Source organism: Rhizobium sp. BK619 (assembly GCF_014195245.1).
Lineage (GTDB): Bacteria > Pseudomonadota > Alphaproteobacteria > Rhizobiales > Rhizobiaceae > Rhizobium > Rhizobium acidisoli.
On sequence record NZ_JACIBH010000010.1, the window covers coordinates 34,507 to 53,068 of the forward strand.

Consider the following 18,562-nt stretch of genomic DNA (forward strand, 5'->3'; position numbering starts at 1 on the left):
CATTACGCGCCATGAGCAATAGTTTCGACGATATTCCCTTCTTCGACGAAGAGCCGGGCGAGATGGCGCGCAAGCCGCAGCCGCCTGCCGCACCCGCCGGAAGGGCGCCCGCCACCGGCGGCATTGCCGCCCGCGCCATGGCCGCCCGCGACGGCGGCAGCCGGCCGGATTATCTCGCCGGGCTGAACCCCGAGCAGACGGAAGCCGTCGAAACCCTGGAAGGCCCAGTCCTCGTGCTTGCAGGCGCCGGCACCGGCAAGACGCGCGTGCTGACAACCCGCATTGCCCATATCCTCAATACCGGCCGCGCCTTCCCTTCGCAGATCCTAGCCGTCACCTTCACCAACAAGGCGGCCCGCGAGATGAAGGAGCGCATCGCGCTGCTGGTCGGCGGCGCCGTCGAAGGCATGCCCTGGCTCGGCACCTTCCACTCGATCGGCGTCAAACTTCTGCGCCGCCACGGCGAACTCGTCGGCCTGCGCTCCGATTTCACCATTCTCGACACCGACGACGTCGTCCGCCTGATCAAGCAGCTGATCCAGGCCGAAGGTCTCGACGACAAGCGCTGGCCGGCCAAGCAGTTCGCCGGCATGATCGACACCTGGAAAAACAAGGGGCTCGGTCCGGCCGATATCCCCGAGGGCGACGCCCGCGCCTTCGCCAACGGCCGCGGCCGCGATCTCTATTTCGCCTATCAGGCGCGCCTGACGACGCTGAACGCCTGCGATTTCGGCGACCTGCTGATGCATCCGATCGCGATCTTCCGCAAGAACCCCGATCTCCTGAAGGAATATCACGGCCGCTTCCGCTATATCCTCGTCGACGAGTACCAGGACACCAACACCGCTCAATATATGTGGCTCCGGCTCCTCGCCCAGCGCGCCAAGGGCGAGCCGCAGAACGTCTGCTGCGTCGGCGACGACGACCAGTCGATCTATGGCTGGCGCGGCGCCGAGGTCGACAACATCCTGCGCTTCGAAAAGGATTTCCCTGGCGCCAAGGTCATCAAGCTCGAGCGTAACTACCGCTCGACCGAACATATCCTTGGAGCCGCCGCCCATCTGATCGCCCATAATGAAGGGCGGCTTGGCAAGACGCTGTTCACCGACCGCTCCGATCCTGAAGACGTCAAGGTGCAGGTGCACGCCTCCTGGGATTCGGAGGAAGAAGCCCGCGCCATCGGCGAGGAGATCGAGCAGCTTCAGCGCGGCAAGCATCTGCTCAACGACATGGCGATCCTCGTGCGCGCCTCCTTCCAGATGCGCGAATTCGAAGACCGCTTCGTCACCCTTGGCCTCAACTACCGCGTCATCGGCGGCCCGCGCTTCTACGAGCGCCTGGAAATCCGCGATGCCATGGCCTATTTCCGCCTGGTCGCTCAAGCCTCCGACGACCTCGCCTTCGAGCGCATCATCAACACGCCGAAGCGCGGCCTGGGCGACACGACGGTGCGCGCGCTGCATGACTACGCGCGAGCCCGCGATATCCCGATGCTGGCGGCAGCCGCCGACATCATCGAAACGGACGAGTTGAAGCCGAAGGCGCGAAAAGCCCTCTTCGATGTGATTCAATCTTTCCGCCGATGGCAGGAACTGCTTGAAAACACATCGCATACCGAACTTGCCGAGCAGATCCTCGAAGAGTCCGGCTATACCGATATGTGGAAGAACGACAAGAGCGCCGAAGCGCCCGGCCGCCTTGAGAACCTCAAGGAACTGATCCGCTCGATGGAGAGCTTCGAGTCGATGCGTGGCTTTCTCGAACACGTCTCTCTCGTCATGGATGCCGAGACCAACGAGAACCTCGATGCCGTCTCGATCATGACGCTGCATTCGGCCAAGGGCCTGGAGTTCGACACCGTCTTCCTGCCCGGCTGGGAGGAAGGCCTCTTTCCGCATCAGCGCTCGCTCGATGAAAGCGGCCGCGCCGGCCTGGAGGAGGAACGTCGGCTCGCCTATGTCGGCATCACCCGCGCCAAGCACCGCTGCCACATCTGGTTCGTCTCCAACCGCCGCATCCATGGGCTATGGCAATCGACCCTGCCCTCGCGTTTCCTCGACGAGCTGCCGGAAACCCATGTCGAGGTCGCCGAAATGGAGCAGAGCTATGGTGGCTACGGCCGCGGCGGCTACGGCCAGTCCCGCTTCGACAAGGCCGAGCCTTTTGCCAATTCCTATTCCACCCCCGGCTGGAAACGTGCCCAGGCCAACAAGACCGATGCCACGCGCGACAATTGGGGTTCCCGCTCCGGCCACGCCGTCGAACGCATCGGCTATGGCGAAAGCGGCCCGAAGGGACGGACGATCGAAGGCGAACTGGTGGCAAAATCCACCTCGTCGGAGCCTTCACGCTTCACCCTCGGCGACCGCGTGTTCCATCTGAAATTCGGCAACGGCAACATCACCGGCATCGAAGGCAACAAGCTGACGATCGAGTTCGACCGGGCCGGGCAGAAGCGGGTGCTGGACGGGTTCGTCGAGCGCGTGTGATAATCACCTCGGCGCGACGCGAGACCCTTTACCCGAGCATCCGCATGCTGCCGAGCCCGAGGATATCGTTCATCAGGGCGATCCCCATCCCGACGGCGACGATCGACAATCCGATCAGGAAGAGCCGGCGCGACCGGTCGTATTTGACGGCAAGCAGCGAGTCCCGCGCCAAGAGATCGGCAAACACCTTCACCTGAATGGCGATGCCGACCATCAGGAACGACATCGGCAGCAGATCGATGCGGCTCCAGTCATTGGGATTGGAAACCCAGAGGCTGATGAAATTGAGCGAGAAACCGAGGATGATCCCGGTCGCCGTCAGCGATCCGTTGCGGAACGTCGCATCGATCTTCTCGTTCGGCTCTGCGTCGGACATGGTTTCGCTTCCGGCTTGCGTCTGAGCAAGAAAGGCAGAAATCGCAGCCGGGAGCAAGATCGGCCCAGAGCATGATGCCGAAAAGTGTGAGCGGTTTTCGGGCGACATCACGAACGCCTGTTCCAGCATCGCGCTCCGGAACGCGAACGAAAAGCCGTCGTGGCGAGATTGGGCGCAGCGCTCAACGCCCGTTCCGCAAGCCGCGCCGGCACGATCTCATGATATCATCGGTGCAGGACGCCGTTCGAGCGAATCCTTCGACTATGAAAATGCAATAATTCCAATAGGATATTTGGTAACCGAAAAGTTAACGTGTCAAAACGTCGCTTTGACGCTTTGCGCAAATCAGCTTAGCCCGGAACCTGCCCGTCCATGAAAGGCGGGCTTCACGACGAACTTTTCGAAGGAGGTTCAAGTGACCAGTGTTTCATCTCTCGGCAGCACACTATCCCAGTACCAGTCTCCGCTTTCCAGCCTCGACAAGAATGGCGACGGCGTCGTTTCGGCGGACGAACTCGCCGCCGCATCGCAGTCTTCATCATCCGGCGCGGCTGCGACCACCGCCGATAGCGACGACAGCAGTGCCGATATCGTCAAGAAGATCACCGCCGACATCCTGTCCCTGATGCTGTCCCTGCAGAAGACCGACGGCAGCGACGATCAGAGCGACGGCAGCGATCAGAGCGACGACACCTCCAAGGGCGTCTTTGCCGCGATGGATACCAATGGCGACGGCAAATTGACCGAGGCCGAATTCCTCGCCGCCGATCCGAACAAGATCAGCACCTCAGGCGAGAGCGATCCGCCGCTCACCAAAGTGCTGAGTGACATGCAGACGGCCCTCCAAGCCCATCGCAATACCTACGGCGCATCCCCCGCGGCAAGTGATTCCGCAGCCGAAGGCGTGACACCGGCATAGTTCGGCATGAGGCTCCGCCGGGGGAGCCTCGATCCGCAGACGCAAAAGCGTCTTCCGCCTTCCCTTCCATTTCGACACGAGAGTCGTCGCCAACTCTCCCGGTGATTGCATTAGCGTATTCTTTTTCAGCCACTTACTACCGCTAGCACCAGATTTAACACTTGCGCGGCGGCGCCTGGAAATCCACTAGTTGATGCGTTCAATATGCTTGGCGTCTGACACTGGAATAAGCGAAGGGATTAGCCTTGATGAAAGTGCTGCTGCTCGTCGACATTCAGAATGGCTTCTGCCCGGGCGGCAATCTGCCGGTCCCGGATGGCGATAAAGTGGTTCCTATCGCAAACAGCCTGATCGACAGCGGCAAATACGATCTGATCGTCGCCTCCCAGGATTGGCACCCGCCGGGCCATGGCAGTTTCGCCTCCGCCCATCCGGGTGCGGCGCCCTTCGAGATGGGCGAACTGTCGGGCAAGCCGCAGATGATGTGGCCCGATCACTGCATTCAGGGCACGCTCGATGCCGAACTGCATCCCGCGCTGAAATCCGAAGAGATCGACCTGATCCAGCAGAAGGGCGAGGATCCCGACATCGACAGCTATTCCGCCTTCCGCGACAATGACCGCGATGCCTCGACCGGCCTTGCCGAATTCCTCGAGGGCCAGAGTGTCACCGATCTCGACGTCTGCGGGCTGGCGACCGACTATTGCGTCAAGTTCTCCGCGCTAGACGCGCTGGAAATGATCCCCGGCGTCCGCGTCCGCTTCATCGAGGATGCAAGCCGCGGCATCAACCCCGAAGGCGTCGCCGCCGCCATCGACGAGATGCGCGCCCATGGCGTCGGGATTATCGACAGCGCCGAAGTCCTGGACGGCTAAATCAAGCTAAAGCGCGTCGAGATGTTTCAGATTCGCTTCGCACTTCAACTCCTCGTCTTTACGCATGTCGTTGTTGCAAGCCGCCGCCAACTTTGTATCGACCACGGGCGTCATCATGAGCGTCTACGAACGCGCCGGCGAGGTCAAACCCGGAAGCTTCGCCATGTCGGAGCCCTCGCAGGCCGAAATCGCACGCCGGGAGCGGATGAAGCGGGAGAGTTGAGGAAGACGGCCGTCCGGCGTCTTACTTCACGACATAGACGTCGTAGCTCTCGTCGCTCCCGGCAGTCGGGCCGAAGCGTTTGACGAGCTCTGTCGCACTCTGGAAAGCCGACATATCCTCCGGCGTCAGGGACAATTGCCAAACATAGCTTTCACGCAGGGAGACGGGTGCCGTAATCTGGTCGAGCCGCTGCGAAAGCAGAATGACGACAGGCACCTGCTCACTCTGCTGCAATCGACGTGCCGTTTGCAGCATATCGGCAAGGCTGAGCGAAAGCCGCGCGTTGCGGGTATATCGCACGATGGCGCCGAACCGCTCCTCGCGCGGAAGATAAGTACGATTGGAAAGATAATAAGGCAGCGCCTCCACGAGATAGTCGGGATCGGCCATGATGATCGCATCTTTGAGATCGGGGCGCGATTGCATGAAAGCACCGAAATCCTTGCTCCGGCTGAAGGGTATTTCAGCCACGAAGGCGCGATTGACCTTTTCGATACCGGACACGACCTGCAGCGCCAGCAATATCAGGAAGCACAGACGCCCGAACTTTACGCCGCCGCCGGCAGCCTTGATGCCGACAACGCCCGCCCCTTCACCCTGGAACTTCGTGCTCAAGGCGGTCATCGCGATCATGAAAACCAGCCAGAGCGCCTGATGTCTGTATCCGCCGGGATAGACAAGCGTAAAAAGCAGCGACAGCCCTAAAAGCACCAGTGCGGCTGCGATCATCGCCGGCCGTCGGTTCGCCAACGCGAACAGGCTGCCGTAGATGAGTACGGACATCAACGCGGCGAAGATGCGGAACGCCAACGGATAGACCACCATCAGTTCAAGAATGCTGTCGGGATAGAACGACATGAAATGCGAACTAGGCAAGGCAAGAGCACGAAGGGCAAGCAAAGCGAAATTCTCGCCGCTGAGATCGTTCTGCCCCGTATCGTTGAAGGTCGGATAGACCGTGAGGAAACACACAACAATTCCAATCGCGGCAATGGCGGCGGCCGTCGCGAAGCCTCGATATTCCCTCAAAGGAGGCCTTGGCCGCGCCAGAACCAAATCAAAAAACCAATAAGCCAAGAAGCCGCCGACAAGCACGACCGAATGGACGTTGGTATTTGCCAGCAAGGCAAACAACAGGCCGATCAACAGTCCGTTGCGCGCACCTTTCTCCCAGGTCAGGACGATCAGGAAAATCACCAGCATGCTGATGCCGTAATTTCGCGACATCGCAGCGTATTCGAAAATCGAAAAGCTGCCGAACAGCGACAGCAGCATGATGGGAAGCGGCAGTTTCAGCCTGAAAACAAGAAGATAGGCTGCTGCCGCTGCAACCGCCAGCGCCACGACCTTCAGGACGATGGGTGAGCCGATCACGACATAGGCGGCGCGCAGCAGAATATACCAGAGAGCAGGATGTCCCTCGCCATGCAGCTGGCGAAGCATATCGGCGAAATTGTCCCCCTGAAGGGCCAGCGATAATGCACGAACTTCGTCACGCCAAACGGTTTCGGACCAGCAAAGAGCAGATGCCAGCGCAAGCCAGACCAAAAAGATCAACGGCTTGCCGAGCTTGGCGAAACGCGGTTCATCAACAACAGAGACAATCGAGGCCAAATGACACGCAACCCGGTGAATGACAGCGTGACGACCATATCGGCCCTGACATAATTTGCCGTTAAATGAAGGCTCCCGCTTGTTTCTTAGGCGCTAGATTTTTTGCTCTCTCTCGAGAAGATGGATGTCCTCGGTCACGTCTTCCATCCTCTTCAATAGGGCCGCTTGAGCATCTCTCAGCCCTCGATTGTAAAGATATGGACCGATCTCCGTGGCGAAAAAGTCAAGCAGGAACTCGGCCGGCAAGGCGCCGATGGGATCGAGCTCCCGGTCGAAATAGGCGCGGATGCGCGAAACGATCTCAGCCTTTTCTTCCTTCGAAAATTCGATCTTCTTCATGGGCTCTCTCTTTGCCGGATGTAATCGGGACGTTGATGCTTCAGCGAAATCGATTGGTCAATCAACGAAATTCAATTGCCGCGGCACCCCTTAGACCATAAGGGAAAGCTGAATTTCCAACAGGATCACCCATATGAGTCGCGCCGACTTTGTTGAAGGTTTGCGGGGCGGCTCCGCCGTTGCGCTGGCATCGGCGCCCTTTGCCGCCCTGTTCGGAGCGCTCGCAGTCGAAAACGGCATGTCGCTTTCCGAAGCCGCCTTCATGAGCGCCACGGTCTATGCCGGCGCCAGCCAGATGGTCGGCATCGAACTCTTCGGCCATAATGTCCATGCTTGGCTGATCGTGCTTTCGATCCTTGCCGTCAATTTTCGCCACGTGCTCTATTCGGCGGCCTTGGCGCGCTACATCGGCCATTTCACGCCGGTGCAGAAATTTTTCACCTTCTTCCTGCTCGTCGATCCGCAATTTGCCGAAGCGGTCAAGCGCGGTGAATCCGGCCGGCCGCTCACCTTCGCCTGGTATCTCGGCTTTGGCATCATCATCTACATTCCCTGGGTGCTGATCAGCGTCATCGGCGGCATGCTCGGCGGTTTCATCGGTGATCCGAAGGCGATCGGCCTCGATATCCTGCTGCCGGCCTATTTCCTCGGCATCGTCCTCGGCTTCCGGAAGCGTGACAATTTCCTGCCCGTGGCGCTCGTCAGCGCTGTGGCATCCGTGCTCGCCTATCGTTATGTCGGCTCGCCCTGGCATGTCAGCCTCGGCGCCGCTGCCGGCATCGTGCTTGCCGCCCTGCTGCCATTGCCGCCGCAGGAGCCCGATCTCGAAGCCGACGCCCTTCAATCCGAATTGCATGAGGTCTGAGCCATGGAATTCGATCTTCACATGGCGCTCGTCATCCTCGCGGCCGCAGCCGCCACCTTCGCTACCCGCATCGGCGGTTACATCCTCATCACCAAAATGAAGCGCATCCCACCGCGCATGGAAGCGGCGCTGAATGCCGTACCGGCCGCCGTGCTGACAACGCTGGTCGCGCCCGCCTTCTTCATCGGCGGCTGGGAATCGAAGCTGGCACTGATCGTTGCGCTCTTCGTCGGCCTGCGGGTCTCGCATAGCTGGATGCTGGTCGCCGCCTGGATCGTCGTGATGGCCTGGCGCCACACGATCGGGGTCTGAGCACCGGCCGAAGGCCGGCGCCTCAAACCCGTCTTCTTAATATTCCAGCGGCAGCGTCGCGTTTTCGAGCCACGCCCGGACATCGTGATCATGGATCAGCGGCATCAGCGCCTCGCGTGTGCGGCGGTGATAGTCGTTGAACCAATGCAACTCGTCATGGGTCAGAAGCTCCGGAATGACGAGGCTGCGGTCGATCGGGCAGAAGGTCAGCGTCTCGAAGCCGAGCATCGCCGCGTCGCCGCCGTCGATCTCCTCGGCTGCGCGCACATAGATCAGGTTTTCGATACGGATGCCGAAGCTGCCGGGCCGGTAATAGCCCGGCTCGTTGGACAGGATCATGCCGGGCAGCAGTTCCTGCGTCGAAAGCCTGGAGATGCGCTGCGGCCCCTCATGCACCGAGAGGTAGGAGCCGACGCCATGGCCCGTGCCATGGGCGAAATCGGCCCCTGCCCGCCACAGCGCGATGCGCGCCAGCGGGTCGAGGTCGCAGCCGCGTGTACCCTTAGGGAAACGCGCCGTGCTGATCTGGATCATCCCCTTCAGCACCAGCGTGAAGAAGCGGCGATGCTCTTCTGAAACCGCGCCGATGCCGACCGTGCGGGTAATGTCGGTCGTGCCGTTGATATATTGCGCGCCGGAATCGATCAGGAAGAGTTCGCCGGCCTCGATCATCCGGTTGGTCTCGGTGGTCACGCGGTAATGCATGATCGCCGCATGTTCGCCGGTGCCGGAAATCGTGTCGAAGGAAATGTCCTTCAGCGGGTTCTGCATGCTCTGGCCGACGCGGGCGCGCACCGCTTCGAGATGCTCGGCGGCAGCAATTTCGCTCACCGTGCCGGGTTTTGTCTGCGACAGCCAATAGAGGAATTCCACCATCGCCGCCCCATCCTGCAGATGCGCGGCGGCCGAGCCGTTGATCTCGACGTCGTTCTTCACCGCGCGCGGCATCTTGGCAGGATCAGTCCCCTCCACCACTTCGCCGCCCGCCTTGCGGATGATCTCGGCCAGCGCATAGGAAGCGATATCCGGGTCGATCAGCACACGGCCGCCATCCCTGGAAACGGCAGTGAGCCTCTCCTCCAGCGCCGAGGGCGGCAGCTGTGTGCAGATCTGCGCGAGATAGGCCTCCGGCTCGATGCCGGTCTTACGCTTGTCGAGGAAAAGATCGGCCCGCCCATCGGCATAGACGATGGCGCGCGCCAGCGGATGCGGCGTATGCGGCACGTCGGCGCCGCGAATGTTGAAGGTCCAGGCGACCGAGGAGGGATCGGCGATCAGCACTGCCGCCAGGGCCTTCTTCGAAAGGTCGGCGGCGATCGTCGCGATTTTATCCCTGGCAAGCACGCCGGCCTGCGCGACATTCTGGATGCTGACCGCGCCGAGCGGCTCGGCCGGCCGGTCGCTCCAGAGCCTGTCGAGCGGATTGTGCGGCAGGAAGGTGAGCGTGCCGCCGATCTGCGAAAGCGCTCGTTCCAGACGGCGCACCTCGGCCCCCGCATGCAGCCAAGGATCGATGCCGAGCCGAAGGCCCTTGGCTCCGTTTGCCGCCAGCCAGAGATGCGGCGGCTCGTTGACGAGATCGCCGCCCGAGAAGACCGAACCGTCGACTTGTTCGGCAAGCTGCGTCACATAACGCCCGTCGACGAAGACGATCGCCTGCGTGCGCAGAACCATTGCAATGCCTGCAGAGCCGGTGAAGCCCGTCAGCCATGCCAGGCGCTCCGAACATGCGGGAACATATTCGCCGTTGAACTCGTCGGCACGCGGCACGAGGAAGGCGTCGATCCCGAGCGAATCGAAAGCAGCGCGCAGCGCCGATACGCGATCCCTGCCGAATTGGGGCGTGGAGGTGACTTCGAAGGACTGGAACATGCTGGAAACCCGAATGGTTGAGACGAATCCGGTAAATGGGATGCCGGCCATGTTAGCGAAATTTCAATCGATGGGGAGAAAAAGCGACGAAACGAGTCGAAACCCTGGGTGCCGCCCAATATTTTGACAGAACTGTGACGCGAAAAGTTAATTTGGCACGCTTTATGCATTAGCCGCATGGCTCCCATGAGCGAAACCCTCTGCCTCCGCCTTTCAGAATAGCTATATAGGCGGCATCGAACGGTTCGCGATGAACCTGCAACTAAGGAATTTTTGAAATGACCGCCTCTCTCTCGCGCTTCGCATATAGCAGCCCGGTGCAGGCTGGCGAACGCCAGACCGTACGTCACGTCATCGGCGCCCGCCGGCCGCAGAACGACGACAGCCTCAAGCTGCTCGGCGCCGGCCAGCGCGCCACGCGCCACAACGGCGCTCCCAGCTACGCGTTCTAAGTCTGAAAGCCCGTCCGTCTCCTCCCTCCCGGACCGGCCTATTGGAATGCAGTAGAGCCCGCTCGAGCGCTCCTCCCCTTTGAGCTCGCGGGCATTGGCCGGATAGACCGGTCCAAGGCGGTGCCATCGGCACCGCCTTTTTCTTTGTCGTCGGTAGGGTTTAGCTGGCGGGCAGGGTTCCTGATATGATTGCCTTACGGTGAATGGCTCCTCCCGCCGACCCCACGCTCCGTCATGCTCGGCCTTGAGCCGAGCATCCATGCGGCATCCATCAGCAGCAGTGGCATGGGTCCTCGGCTCAAGGCCGAGGATGACGGAGAGTGAGGTGATGTTCTCGCCAAACTCGCCGCCGGCGCAGTGAAACACCGCGTCGGATGTGCCATCACACAGGCACTCGCCGCCTCATCGCCCCAAAAAATCACGGCCGATCGAAATGGATCGTCACCCAGCCGTTCCGCCAAATCGTCCGGACATGCCGAAGCCTCGCGCCGCTATAGGCGGCGATCACCTTCCAGCGCTGCGCGGCGAGAATGCCCGAAAGGATGACCGAGCCGCCGGGTGCCAGATGCGTCGCAAGCTTCGGCGCCATGCGGATCAGCGGCCGGGCGAGAATGTTGGCGATGATCAGATCGAAGGGACCATGCTCGGAAAAGGCCGTCGAATGAAAGCCCGGCGCGGTCCTGGTGACGATGCCCGAGGCGATGCCGTTGCGGCGCACGTTTTCTGCCGCCACCCGCGTCGCGATCGGATCGATGTCGGTTGCCAGCACCGGTATGTTCTTGAGCTTGCGCACCGCAATCGCCAGCACGCCGCTGCCGGTGCCGAGATCGAGTGCATTGCGGACCCGGCGCGAACGCACCACGGCGTCGATCGCCTCGAGGCAGCCGGCGGTCGTGCCGTGATGGCCGGTTCCGAAGGCCTGGCCGGCATCGATCTCGATGGCGATATCGCCGGGGCGGACCTTGTCGCGGTCATGCGAGCCATGCACCAGGAAGCGCCCCGCCCTAACAGGCTTCAGCCCCTCCAGTGATTTCACCACCCAGTCGACATCGGGGATGACTTCCCGCTCCAGCCGGGCATCGGGGAAAGAGGCCTTCAATGCGTCCTCGACGCGGGAATGCACCTCGGCCTCGTCCTCAGCCATCATATAGATCGAGGCTTCCCAGATGTCTTTCTTCTCGTCGATCTCGGTGGTCCCGATGGCAAAGTCTTCTTCGCCGAAAACCGCACTCAGAAGATCGAGGATCTCTTCGGCCTTGCTCTCGGTCGTCGTCACGTAAAGGCGGATTTCACTCACGATAGGCGGTCTTTCCCGTTTCCGTTGCCCGCCACCGGTCGAGCCAACGCCCCATCACGCTGAAACCATCACCCCTTGCTGACGAGATTCTCCAGCTTCTTTACCGCCGTGTCCGGGTTTTCGCCATAGGCGATCGTTCCAGCAAACCGCCCGGCCGAATCGAGCAGGAAGACCGAGGCGGTGTGATCCATCGTGTAATCGCCGTTCGGATCCTTCTCGTCGACCGGCACTTTCTTGGCGTAGACACGGAAGCCCTTGATGACCTCGGCAATCTTGTCGGGCGGTCCCGAAATGCCGGTGATGCGCTTGGAGACGTTGGAAACGTATTCGTTCATGATCTCGGGCGTGTCGCGCTCCGGATCGACGGTCACGAAATAGGCTTGCAGTTTGTCGCCCTTCGGATCGACCTTCTCCATCCAGCCGTTCAGCTCGAAAAGCGTCGTCGGGCAAACCTCGGGGCAATGGGTGAAACCGAAGAACAGCGCCGTCGGCTTGCCGCGCAACGCTTCTTCGGTAATCGGCCGTCCGCTCTGCGAGACCAGAGTGAAAGGAACACCGAAGGGCGCCTCCAACGCCACATCCCCCGATTTTAACGGATACCACCTGAAGAACCCGAGAACCCCGGCAAGTATCAGGACACCGACCCAGACGGCGATGCGAAATGTCTTCATTGACGAGATCCTCGATCCAGGCGAATGCGTCGCCCGCCTTTGCCGGCGTGATTATAGTCTCGACCGAAGGCGCGCAACTCAACAATATGTTTTCTGACCCGTGATTAATTGTCTCATCGGCCGCGGCCGTCCCCAACCGGAAACCAGCCCCAGAAATCAGTACGGATCAAAAAAGCGATGTTTGTGAATAGCTTGCCTTCAGAGCGACGGGCAAACCCAAAATACATATCGTTAGGAAAGACTTAAGCCGTCACATCTATATTTAATGGCGGTTCTGCATCGCTACTCCGCCGGGGATAACTGGGAAGAATTCTGACCATGAACAACAACAACGCCATCAAGCAGTCGGGCGCTTATCTCGAAATCGTCTCGTTCCACCTGGGCGACCAGGAATTCTGCATCGATATCATGGCCATCCGCGAAATCCGCGGCTGGGCGCCGGTGACGCCGATGCCGCACACCCCGCCCTACGTGCTTGGCCTCATCAACCTGCGCGGCGCGGTCATCCCCGTCATCGACATGGCCTGCCGCCTCGGCATGAAGATGACCGAGCCCTCGGAGCGCTCGGCGATCATCGTCACCGACATCGCCGGCAAGCTCGTCGGCCTGCTGGTCGAGCAGGTATCCGATATGATGACCATCAAGAGCGAAGACCTGCAGCCGCCGCCGGAAATCATCCCGGAAGCCCAGCGCGCCTTCTGCCGCGGCATCGTCGCGCTCGAAAAGACCATGGTCTGCTTCCTCAACCTCGATACGGTTATTGCCGACGAACTGACGCAGGCGGCTTGATATTTCTCAATTAGGTGTTGGAAGGCCCGGTTTTCCGGGCCTTTTTGCTTAGAGAAGACCGACCCGTCGCCTCTCTCCGAGCCGCACGGCACACCCTCTCCTCCCTCATCTCTGTGCTCGTCACAGAGATCCAGCCACCGCGCGTCTGCGCGGTGAATGACTTGCTTGTCAAATGGGGTCTCCCGCGCCCAAGGACTTGGGCGCGCTGGATGCCTGTGACAAGCACAGGCATGAGGGAGCTCGGTGAGATGCACTACTCAAGATGAAACATGCGTCGCACACAAACCTGCAGCTTATTGGGGCTTCCCATTCTTCCATGTGACAGTCTGCCCATAGAGCGGAATTGTCGAGATCGACATCTTCGCAGAGCCATCCGTCAGTTCCCTGGAATGGGCGAGATAGATCAGCGTATCGTTGGTCTTGTCGTAGATGCGGTTGACGACCAGCGTCTTCCAGATCAGCGACATGCCCTGCCGGAACACTTCGCTGCCATCCTTGGACAGGTCGATATTGCCGATCTCGATCGGCCCGGTCTGCCGGCAAGCGATGGAATTGTTGGAGGGATCTTCGAACCAGTTGCCGTTCTTGAACCGGTCGATCAGGCTGCGGTCGAAATAGGTGACGTGGCAGGTGACGCCCTTGACCTCCGGATCGGAGACCGCCTCGACGATGATGTCGTTGCCGATCCAGTCGACCCCGACCTTGCCGACGACCTCGGCCGAGGCGGCGCCGGCGGAAAGGGCGGCGAAGGAGAAGGCGGCGAGGAGAAGATTGCGAGGCTTGGACATGGCGGCTCCCTGAATGATCCGCCTTCTAAATAAGTGCGCCCCCATGCTTTGCAAGAAATGGCCGTCTGCAGGGAAACGATCAGCCTTTCCGGCAGGTGCAGGGCTCGTAGGCCCGCGCCGTCAGCCGGCCGGGCCTCATGCCGATCAGCGCCGGTATGGCATGGACGGCATTGGCCTTGACCGCTTTTGCCATTTCGATGGCCGCAGCCGCGCAGACGACGGCGTCCTCGGCGGCGTTGTGGTGCACGAAACGCAGGCCGAGATGCTCGGCGATCAGGTTCAGCCGATGCGAGAGGAAGTGCGGCCAGATCCGCTGCGCCATCTTCAGGCTGCAGAGATAGGTCAGCTCCGGATAGGATTGCCGGTAGAGATCGAGGCTCGCCCGCCAGACGCTGAAATCGAAGGCGGCATTATGGGCGATCATGGTTGCGCCGCTGATATCCTCGTGAAACTCGTCCATCACTTCGGGAAACTCAGGCGCATCCTCGACATGCTCCGGCCGGATGCCGTGGATCGCAATGTTCATCCCGGCAAAACGCATGTCCCGCGGCCGGATCAGCCGCTCCTCGACGCGCGTGACCCTGCCCTCCTCGATCCAGGCAAGGCCGACGGAACAGGCGCTGCCGCGCTGTTCGTTCGCCGTCTCGAAGTCAATCGCGATGGTCTTCAAATCGGCACCCGAATCGTTTCATTCCGAAACAGAAATACCGTCCCGCTCCCGGCCGCGCAAATTCGATACGACGCACGGTTGACATTTCACCCGGCATATCCAAACTTGCCGTCATGATCGGTTCCGTGACCATGGCAGCGCTTATCCATCACACCACGCCCCTTGAAGGGTGCGCGGGAGCGATGGCGCGTTAGCAGCGATCCGATCATCCCGAAAACCCTGCCGAGGCGAGCAGGGTTTTCGAAAAACTCCGGCTCTCCTCCTGAAACCTACGGAGAGCAGCCAATGTCCGAAAACGAAGAGAATGAGCCGAGCCGCCGGGCGCGCCTGCCGGAGGGCATCCTCGTGCGCGCCGTGCGCCTTTCCGATGCGGAAGAAATCACCGATCTGATAAATCTGCCGGGATATCGGGCCGGCACCCTGCGGCCGCCGTACCAGAGGGTCGAAGAGGTCCGCAAATACATGGAAAACCCATCGCCGGGTGCGCTGAACCTCGTCGTTACCCTGGATGGCAAGATCGTCGGCAATTGCGGCCTCAACCGTCTCTCCGGTCGCAGGCAGCACGCAGCCAGCCTCGGCATGGGCGTACATGACGATTTCACCGGCCGCGGGTTCGGCCGCATCCTGCTAGGCGCCATGGTCGATGCCGCCGACGACTGGCTGGATGTCAAACGGCTGGAACTGACCGTCTACACCGACAACGATGCCGCCATCGGCCTCTACGAGACGTTCGGCTTCGAGCGGGAAGGCCTGCTGAGGGCCTTCGGTTTTCGATCGGGAGAATATGTCGACGCCTATACGACGGCCCGGCTCAGGCTATGAGCGAACGAGGTTGGCGGCTTGCGGTCAGCCCTCACCCGCTGATCAGCGCCAGCCACTCGTCCTCATCCATCGTCTGCACGCCGAGCTCGCGGGCCTTGTCGAGCTTGGAGCCGGCGCCGGGGCCGGCGACGACGATGTCGGTCTTCTTGGAGACCGATCCCGCCACCTTGGCGCCGAGGCTTTCTGCCCTCGCCTTCGCCTCGTCGCGGGTGAATTTTTCCAGCGAGCCGGTAAAGACCACGGTCTTGCCGGCCACCGGACTGCCGGTCGTTACCGGCTGTTCGGCCTGCTGTGGCGTCACTTCCTCGATGAGCCGGGTGATCACCTCGACATTGCGCGGCTCCTTGTAGAATTCGACCATGGCGCGCGCCACCACCTCGCCGATGCCCTCGATGGCGTTGAGATCGTTCCAGGCGTCGCCGGAAAGCGGTGCCGCCTCCTTCATCGCCATCGCAAAGGCTTCGTAGGTGCCATAGGAGCGCGCCAGCAGCTTTGCCGTGGTCTCGCCGACATGACGGATGCCGAGCGCGTAGATGAAGCGGTGGAGTGCAATGCTGCGCCGTTCGTCGATCGCCGCATAAAGCTTGCCGACGCTGACCTTGCCGAAGCCGTCGATATTTTCCAGCTTGGTCAGCGAAGCCTGCTGGCGCTTCTCCAGCGTGAAGATTTCGGGCGCGGTGCGGATCTGCAGCGACGCATCCTCGTGTTCGAAGAAAAAGTCGATCTGCTTCGATCCAAGCCCCTCGATATCGAAGGCGTTGCGCGAGACGAAGTGCTTCAGATGCTCGGTCGCCTGCGCCCGGCAGATGAAGCCGCCGGTGCATCGGCGCACAGAATCCATCTTGCCGGTCTTCTCGTTGACCTCGCGCACCGCATGCGAACCGCAGACCGGGCAGGTTTTCGGAAATTCGTACGACCGGGCGTCGGCCGTGCGTTTCTCCATCACCACGTCGAGGATCTGCGGAATGACGTCGCCGGCACGCTGGACGATGACGGTATCGCCTTCGCGGATATCGTGATCTTCAGGCCGAATGCGCTCGCCGCTATTGCCGATACCCTTGATGTAGTCCTCGTTATGCAGCGTCGCATTGGTGACGACGACGCCGCCGACGGTGATCGGCTTCAGTCGCGCCACCGGCGTCAGCGCGCCGGTGCGGCCGACCTGGATCTCGATTTTCTCGACCTCGGTGAAGGCCTGTTCGGCCGGAAATTTGTGCGCTGTCGCCCAGCGCGGCGAACGCGAACGGAAGCCGAGACGGGCCTGCAGCTCGAGGCTGTCGACCTTGTAGACGACGCCGTCGATGTCGTAGTCGAGATCCGGGCGTTCCAGACCGATCTCGTCGTAATGCGTCAGGATGTCGGCGACCGAATTCAGCCGCTTCATCAGCGGGTTCACCGGAAAACCCCAGTCCTTGAAAGCCTGCACCATGCCGAACTGGGTGTTGGCGGGCATTTCCGACATTTCACCCCAGGCATAGGCGAAGAATTTCAGCTTGCGGCTGGCCGTCACCTTGGCGTCGAGCTGGCGCAGCGACCCGGCGGCGGTATTGCGCGGATTGACATAGGTCTGCTTGCCTTCCGCTTCCATCTGCCGGTTCAGCGCCAGGAAATCGCTCTTGGCCATATAGACCTCGCCGCGGATCTCCACCACCGCGGGCACGCCCTTTGGCAGCTCGTTGGGGATTTCAGCAATGGTGCGAATATTGGCGGTGACATTCTCCCCGGTCGTGCCGTCACCGCGCGTCGCCGCCGTCACCAGCCTGCCGTTCTCGTAACGGATTGACATAGACAGACCGTCGATCTTCGGCTCGGCGGTAAAGGCGATCGACTGGTCCGGCAGGCGGCCGAGGAAGCGATAGACGCTGGCGACGAAATCCTGCACGTCCTCCTGCGAAAACGTGTTGTCGAGCGACAGCATCGGCCGCGCATGGACGACGGCCGAGAAGGTAACGGAGGGCGCAGCACCCACCCGCCGCGACGGGCTATCCTCGCGGATCAGCTCGGGAAACTGCACTTCCAGCGCATCGTTGCGGCGCTTCAGCGCGTCGTAATCCGCATCCGAAATCTCCGGCCGGTCCTTGCCATGGTAGAGCGCGTCGTGATGCGCAATCTCCTTTGCCAGCCGCTCAAGCTCGGCGGCAGCCTCTTCGATCGTCAACGTGTCGACGGCGGAACCTTCGGTGGACATGGAACATCACTCCAGAGAATCTGGCCAGAAAATCTCGATTGTTTTTAGAGCAAAATCGCCGGATGAAAAGAGAGGCAATATCTGTCACCTCGCGAAGATCGCTCTACCCCCAGTCCGCAGCAGTACGCAGCCGGATACCGCTGACCTACAGACGGACCGCTGACCTTTCCACCCTCATTCCTGTCCTCGGGCTTTGACCCGAGGGATGTCACAGGAATCCAGCCACCGCGCGTCTGCGCGCGGTGATTGACTCTCTTGCACCGAAGAAGAGTCTTCTGCACCCAAGGACTTGGGCGCACTGGATTCCTGTGACGGGCACAGGAATGAGGGAGGTTGGGGCCGGCTTTCGCGCCAAAATTCGACACGCGGAGCATCGCACAGGCGGATAGCATTGGAATACCCTGCGCGCCCTATTCCCAATCTCTCGCATTGCGCAGCCGGATGCCACTAACATGCAGTCCAGTGTTCCACAGGCTCTTTAGTGGCCGCAGACTGTCGACCACTCGAAGCTCCACCCGGCGCGGCGCAAACTCCCGATCGAGCCGTGACACGACAACCTGCTCCGTCGGAATGACGCGCCGGCGGCACACCCACATGCCCGCATCGTCGAGGTCTTCGAAATCCTCCGCCGGCATCTCATAACGATGGATGGTCTCCGCTTCGAGCCGTTCCAGCCAATGGCGCTCGACCAAGGCCGCGGCCCGCCAATCCCCGAGCCAGCGCCGTCGCTCTGCCACCGGTGTCTCGGGCGTCGCCCATATCAGTATCCGCGGGCAATCACGCGGAAAGAGATACATGAAGTCATGTTCGCCATCGATCGCCCAGACGAGCGGGCCGTTCAGCCATTCCCGGCCTGCCGGGCGTATCGAGGGCACACGGACTGGCCGTGGCTCGAACACCGCAATATCGGGGTCATCGCTGAAATGGAAAAGGCGCATGGCACCGGATCGCCGCTGTTCGGAATGATGCGCATAACGCGAAGCGGAATCTTTGTCACCGCG

At 61.1% G+C, this 18,562-nt stretch carries 18 protein-coding genes and 1 pseudogene; 9 read left to right on the forward strand and 10 right to left on the reverse strand.

Going from position 1 to position 18,562, the window contains the following annotated elements; translation table 11 throughout:
• Positions 1-11: 11 nt before the first annotated feature.
• Complete coding sequence (locus FHX14_RS19475) at positions 12-2,489, forward strand: UvrD-helicase domain-containing protein (RefSeq protein WP_003593405.1); 2,478 nt, start codon at positions 12-14, stop codon at positions 2,487-2,489.
• A gap of 28 nt (positions 2,490-2,517) precedes the next feature.
• Here the strand turns inward: FHX14_RS19475 and FHX14_RS19480 are convergent, their stop codons facing one another.
• The gene (locus FHX14_RS19480; protein WP_003593403.1) at positions 2,518-2,865 is read right to left on the reverse strand and encodes a hypothetical protein; all 348 of its coding nucleotides are present in this window, start codon (positions 2,863-2,865) and stop codon (positions 2,518-2,520) included.
• A 415-nt stretch (positions 2,866-3,280) separates the two neighbouring features.
• Between FHX14_RS19480 and FHX14_RS19485 the strand changes: the two genes are divergently transcribed.
• From FHX14_RS19485 to FHX14_RS19495, 3 genes and pseudogenes are all read left to right on the forward strand, one after another.
• The gene (locus FHX14_RS19485; RefSeq protein ID WP_003593401.1) at positions 3,281-3,784 is read left to right on the forward strand and encodes an EF-hand domain-containing protein; all 504 of its coding nucleotides are present in this window, start codon (positions 3,281-3,283) and stop codon (positions 3,782-3,784) included.
• A gap of 248 nt (positions 3,785-4,032) precedes the next feature.
• Positions 4,033-4,659, forward strand: a complete 627-nt coding sequence (pncA, locus tag FHX14_RS19490; protein ID WP_003593399.1) for a bifunctional nicotinamidase/pyrazinamidase — start codon at positions 4,033-4,035, stop codon at positions 4,657-4,659.
• A gap of 88 nt (positions 4,660-4,747) precedes the next feature.
• Positions 4,748-4,882 (forward strand): annotated as a pseudogene (locus FHX14_RS19495) (dihydrofolate reductase); the annotation flags it as partial.
• Between the two features lie 21 nt (positions 4,883-4,903).
• Here the strand turns inward: FHX14_RS19495 and FHX14_RS19500 are convergent.
• Positions 4,904-6,496: a hypothetical protein gene (locus tag FHX14_RS19500; RefSeq protein WP_003593398.1), complete on the reverse strand. Its 1,593-nt coding sequence runs from the start codon at positions 6,494-6,496 to the stop codon at positions 4,904-4,906.
• A gap of 93 nt (positions 6,497-6,589) precedes the next feature.
• Complete coding sequence (locus FHX14_RS19505; protein WP_003593397.1) at positions 6,590-6,835, reverse strand: DUF2164 domain-containing protein; 246 nt, start codon at positions 6,833-6,835, stop codon at positions 6,590-6,592.
• A 133-nt stretch (positions 6,836-6,968) separates the two neighbouring features.
• Between FHX14_RS19505 and FHX14_RS19510 the strand changes: the two genes are divergently transcribed.
• Positions 6,969-7,700, forward strand: coding sequence for an AzlC family ABC transporter permease (locus tag FHX14_RS19510; protein WP_003593396.1), 732 nt, complete (start codon positions 6,969-6,971; stop codon positions 7,698-7,700).
• Positions 7,701-7,703: 3 nt separating this feature from the next.
• Positions 7,704-8,012 (forward strand): AzlD family protein, encoded by a 309-nt coding sequence (locus FHX14_RS19515; RefSeq protein ID WP_003593395.1) that lies wholly within the window; start codon positions 7,704-7,706, stop codon positions 8,010-8,012.
• A 36-nt stretch (positions 8,013-8,048) separates the two neighbouring features.
• On the opposite strand, the gene FHX14_RS19520 is transcribed toward FHX14_RS19515, so the two are convergent.
• Positions 8,049-9,884: an aminopeptidase P family protein gene (locus FHX14_RS19520; protein ID WP_184378198.1), complete on the reverse strand. Its 1,836-nt coding sequence runs from the start codon at positions 9,882-9,884 to the stop codon at positions 8,049-8,051.
• A gap of 278 nt (positions 9,885-10,162) precedes the next feature.
• Between FHX14_RS19520 and FHX14_RS19525 the strand changes: the two genes are divergently transcribed.
• Positions 10,163-10,336: a hypothetical protein gene (locus FHX14_RS19525; RefSeq protein ID WP_003593393.1), complete on the forward strand. Its 174-nt coding sequence runs from the start codon at positions 10,163-10,165 to the stop codon at positions 10,334-10,336.
• A gap of 418 nt (positions 10,337-10,754) precedes the next feature.
• On the opposite strand, the gene FHX14_RS19530 is transcribed toward FHX14_RS19525, so the two are convergent.
• Positions 10,755-11,633, reverse strand: a complete 879-nt coding sequence (locus tag FHX14_RS19530; protein ID WP_184378200.1) for a 50S ribosomal protein L11 methyltransferase — start codon at positions 11,631-11,633, stop codon at positions 10,755-10,757.
• 68 nt (positions 11,634-11,701) lie between these two features.
• A complete protein-coding gene (locus FHX14_RS19535; RefSeq protein WP_003593391.1) occupies positions 11,702-12,304 on the reverse strand; it encodes an SCO family protein in 603 nt (200 codons plus the stop codon).
• A gap of 318 nt (positions 12,305-12,622) precedes the next feature.
• On the opposite strand from FHX14_RS19535, the gene FHX14_RS19540 reads away from it, so the two are divergent.
• The gene (locus FHX14_RS19540; RefSeq protein ID WP_003541378.1) at positions 12,623-13,093 is read left to right on the forward strand and encodes a chemotaxis protein CheW; all 471 of its coding nucleotides are present in this window, start codon (positions 12,623-12,625) and stop codon (positions 13,091-13,093) included.
• 293 nt (positions 13,094-13,386) lie between these two features.
• Here FHX14_RS19540 and FHX14_RS19545 read toward each other — a convergent pair whose 3' ends face one another.
• On the reverse strand, positions 13,387-13,881 hold the full coding sequence (locus FHX14_RS19545) for a CreA family protein (protein ID WP_184378202.1): 495 nt from the start codon (positions 13,879-13,881) through the stop codon (positions 13,387-13,389).
• A gap of 79 nt (positions 13,882-13,960) precedes the next feature.
• Positions 13,961-14,551, reverse strand: coding sequence for a 3'-5' exonuclease (locus FHX14_RS19550; protein ID WP_184378204.1), 591 nt, complete (start codon positions 14,549-14,551; stop codon positions 13,961-13,963).
• Positions 14,552-14,836: 285 nt separating this feature from the next.
• Here FHX14_RS19550 and FHX14_RS19555 point away from each other — a divergent pair, with 285 nt between their 5' ends.
• Entirely contained in the window at positions 14,837-15,373 is a 537-nt protein-coding gene (locus tag FHX14_RS19555; protein ID WP_184378206.1) for a GNAT family N-acetyltransferase, read from the forward strand.
• A 31-nt stretch (positions 15,374-15,404) separates the two neighbouring features.
• Here the strand turns inward: FHX14_RS19555 and ligA are convergent, their stop codons facing one another.
• Together ligA and FHX14_RS19565 are read right to left on the reverse strand one after the other, a co-directional pair.
• Positions 15,405-17,561, reverse strand: coding sequence for an NAD-dependent DNA ligase LigA (gene ligA / locus FHX14_RS19560; protein WP_184378208.1), 2,157 nt, complete (start codon positions 17,559-17,561; stop codon positions 15,405-15,407).
• A gap of 410 nt (positions 17,562-17,971) precedes the next feature.
• Entirely contained in the window at positions 17,972-18,499 is a 528-nt protein-coding gene (locus tag FHX14_RS19565) for a DUF6886 family protein (RefSeq protein ID WP_184378210.1), read from the reverse strand.
• Between the last annotated feature and the right edge of the window lie 63 nt (positions 18,500-18,562).

Coding starts and splice junctions, on each gene's coding strand:
- FHX14_RS19480 (WP_003593403.1), bottom strand. CDS start 2,865: ATGTCCGACGCAGAGCCGAACGAGAAGATCGATGCGACGTTCCGCAAC.
- ligA (WP_184378208.1), bottom strand. CDS start 17,561: ATGTCCACCGAAGGTTCCGCCGTCGACACGTTGACGATCGAAGAGGCT.
- pncA (WP_003593399.1), top strand. CDS start 4,033: ATGAAAGTGCTGCTGCTCGTCGACATTCAGAATGGCTTCTGCCCGGGC.
- FHX14_RS19540 (WP_003541378.1), top strand. CDS start 12,623: ATGAACAACAACAACGCCATCAAGCAGTCGGGCGCTTATCTCGAAATC.
- FHX14_RS19475 (WP_003593405.1), top strand. CDS start 12: ATGAGCAATAGTTTCGACGATATTCCCTTCTTCGACGAAGAGCCGGGC.
- FHX14_RS19545 (WP_184378202.1), bottom strand. CDS start 13,881: ATGTCCAAGCCTCGCAATCTTCTCCTCGCCGCCTTCTCCTTCGCCGCC.
- FHX14_RS19525 (WP_003593393.1), top strand. CDS start 10,163: ATGACCGCCTCTCTCTCGCGCTTCGCATATAGCAGCCCGGTGCAGGCT.
- FHX14_RS19510 (WP_003593396.1), top strand. CDS start 6,969: ATGAGTCGCGCCGACTTTGTTGAAGGTTTGCGGGGCGGCTCCGCCGTT.
- FHX14_RS19535 (WP_003593391.1), bottom strand. CDS start 12,304: ATGAAGACATTTCGCATCGCCGTCTGGGTCGGTGTCCTGATACTTGCC.
- FHX14_RS19520 (WP_184378198.1), bottom strand. CDS start 9,884: ATGTTCCAGTCCTTCGAAGTCACCTCCACGCCCCAATTCGGCAGGGAT.
- FHX14_RS19505 (WP_003593397.1), bottom strand. CDS start 6,835: ATGAAGAAGATCGAATTTTCGAAGGAAGAAAAGGCTGAGATCGTTTCG.
- FHX14_RS19515 (WP_003593395.1), top strand. CDS start 7,704: ATGGAATTCGATCTTCACATGGCGCTCGTCATCCTCGCGGCCGCAGCC.
- FHX14_RS19555 (WP_184378206.1), top strand. CDS start 14,837: ATGTCCGAAAACGAAGAGAATGAGCCGAGCCGCCGGGCGCGCCTGCCG.
- FHX14_RS19565 (WP_184378210.1), bottom strand. CDS start 18,499: ATGCGCCTTTTCCATTTCAGCGATGACCCCGATATTGCGGTGTTCGAG.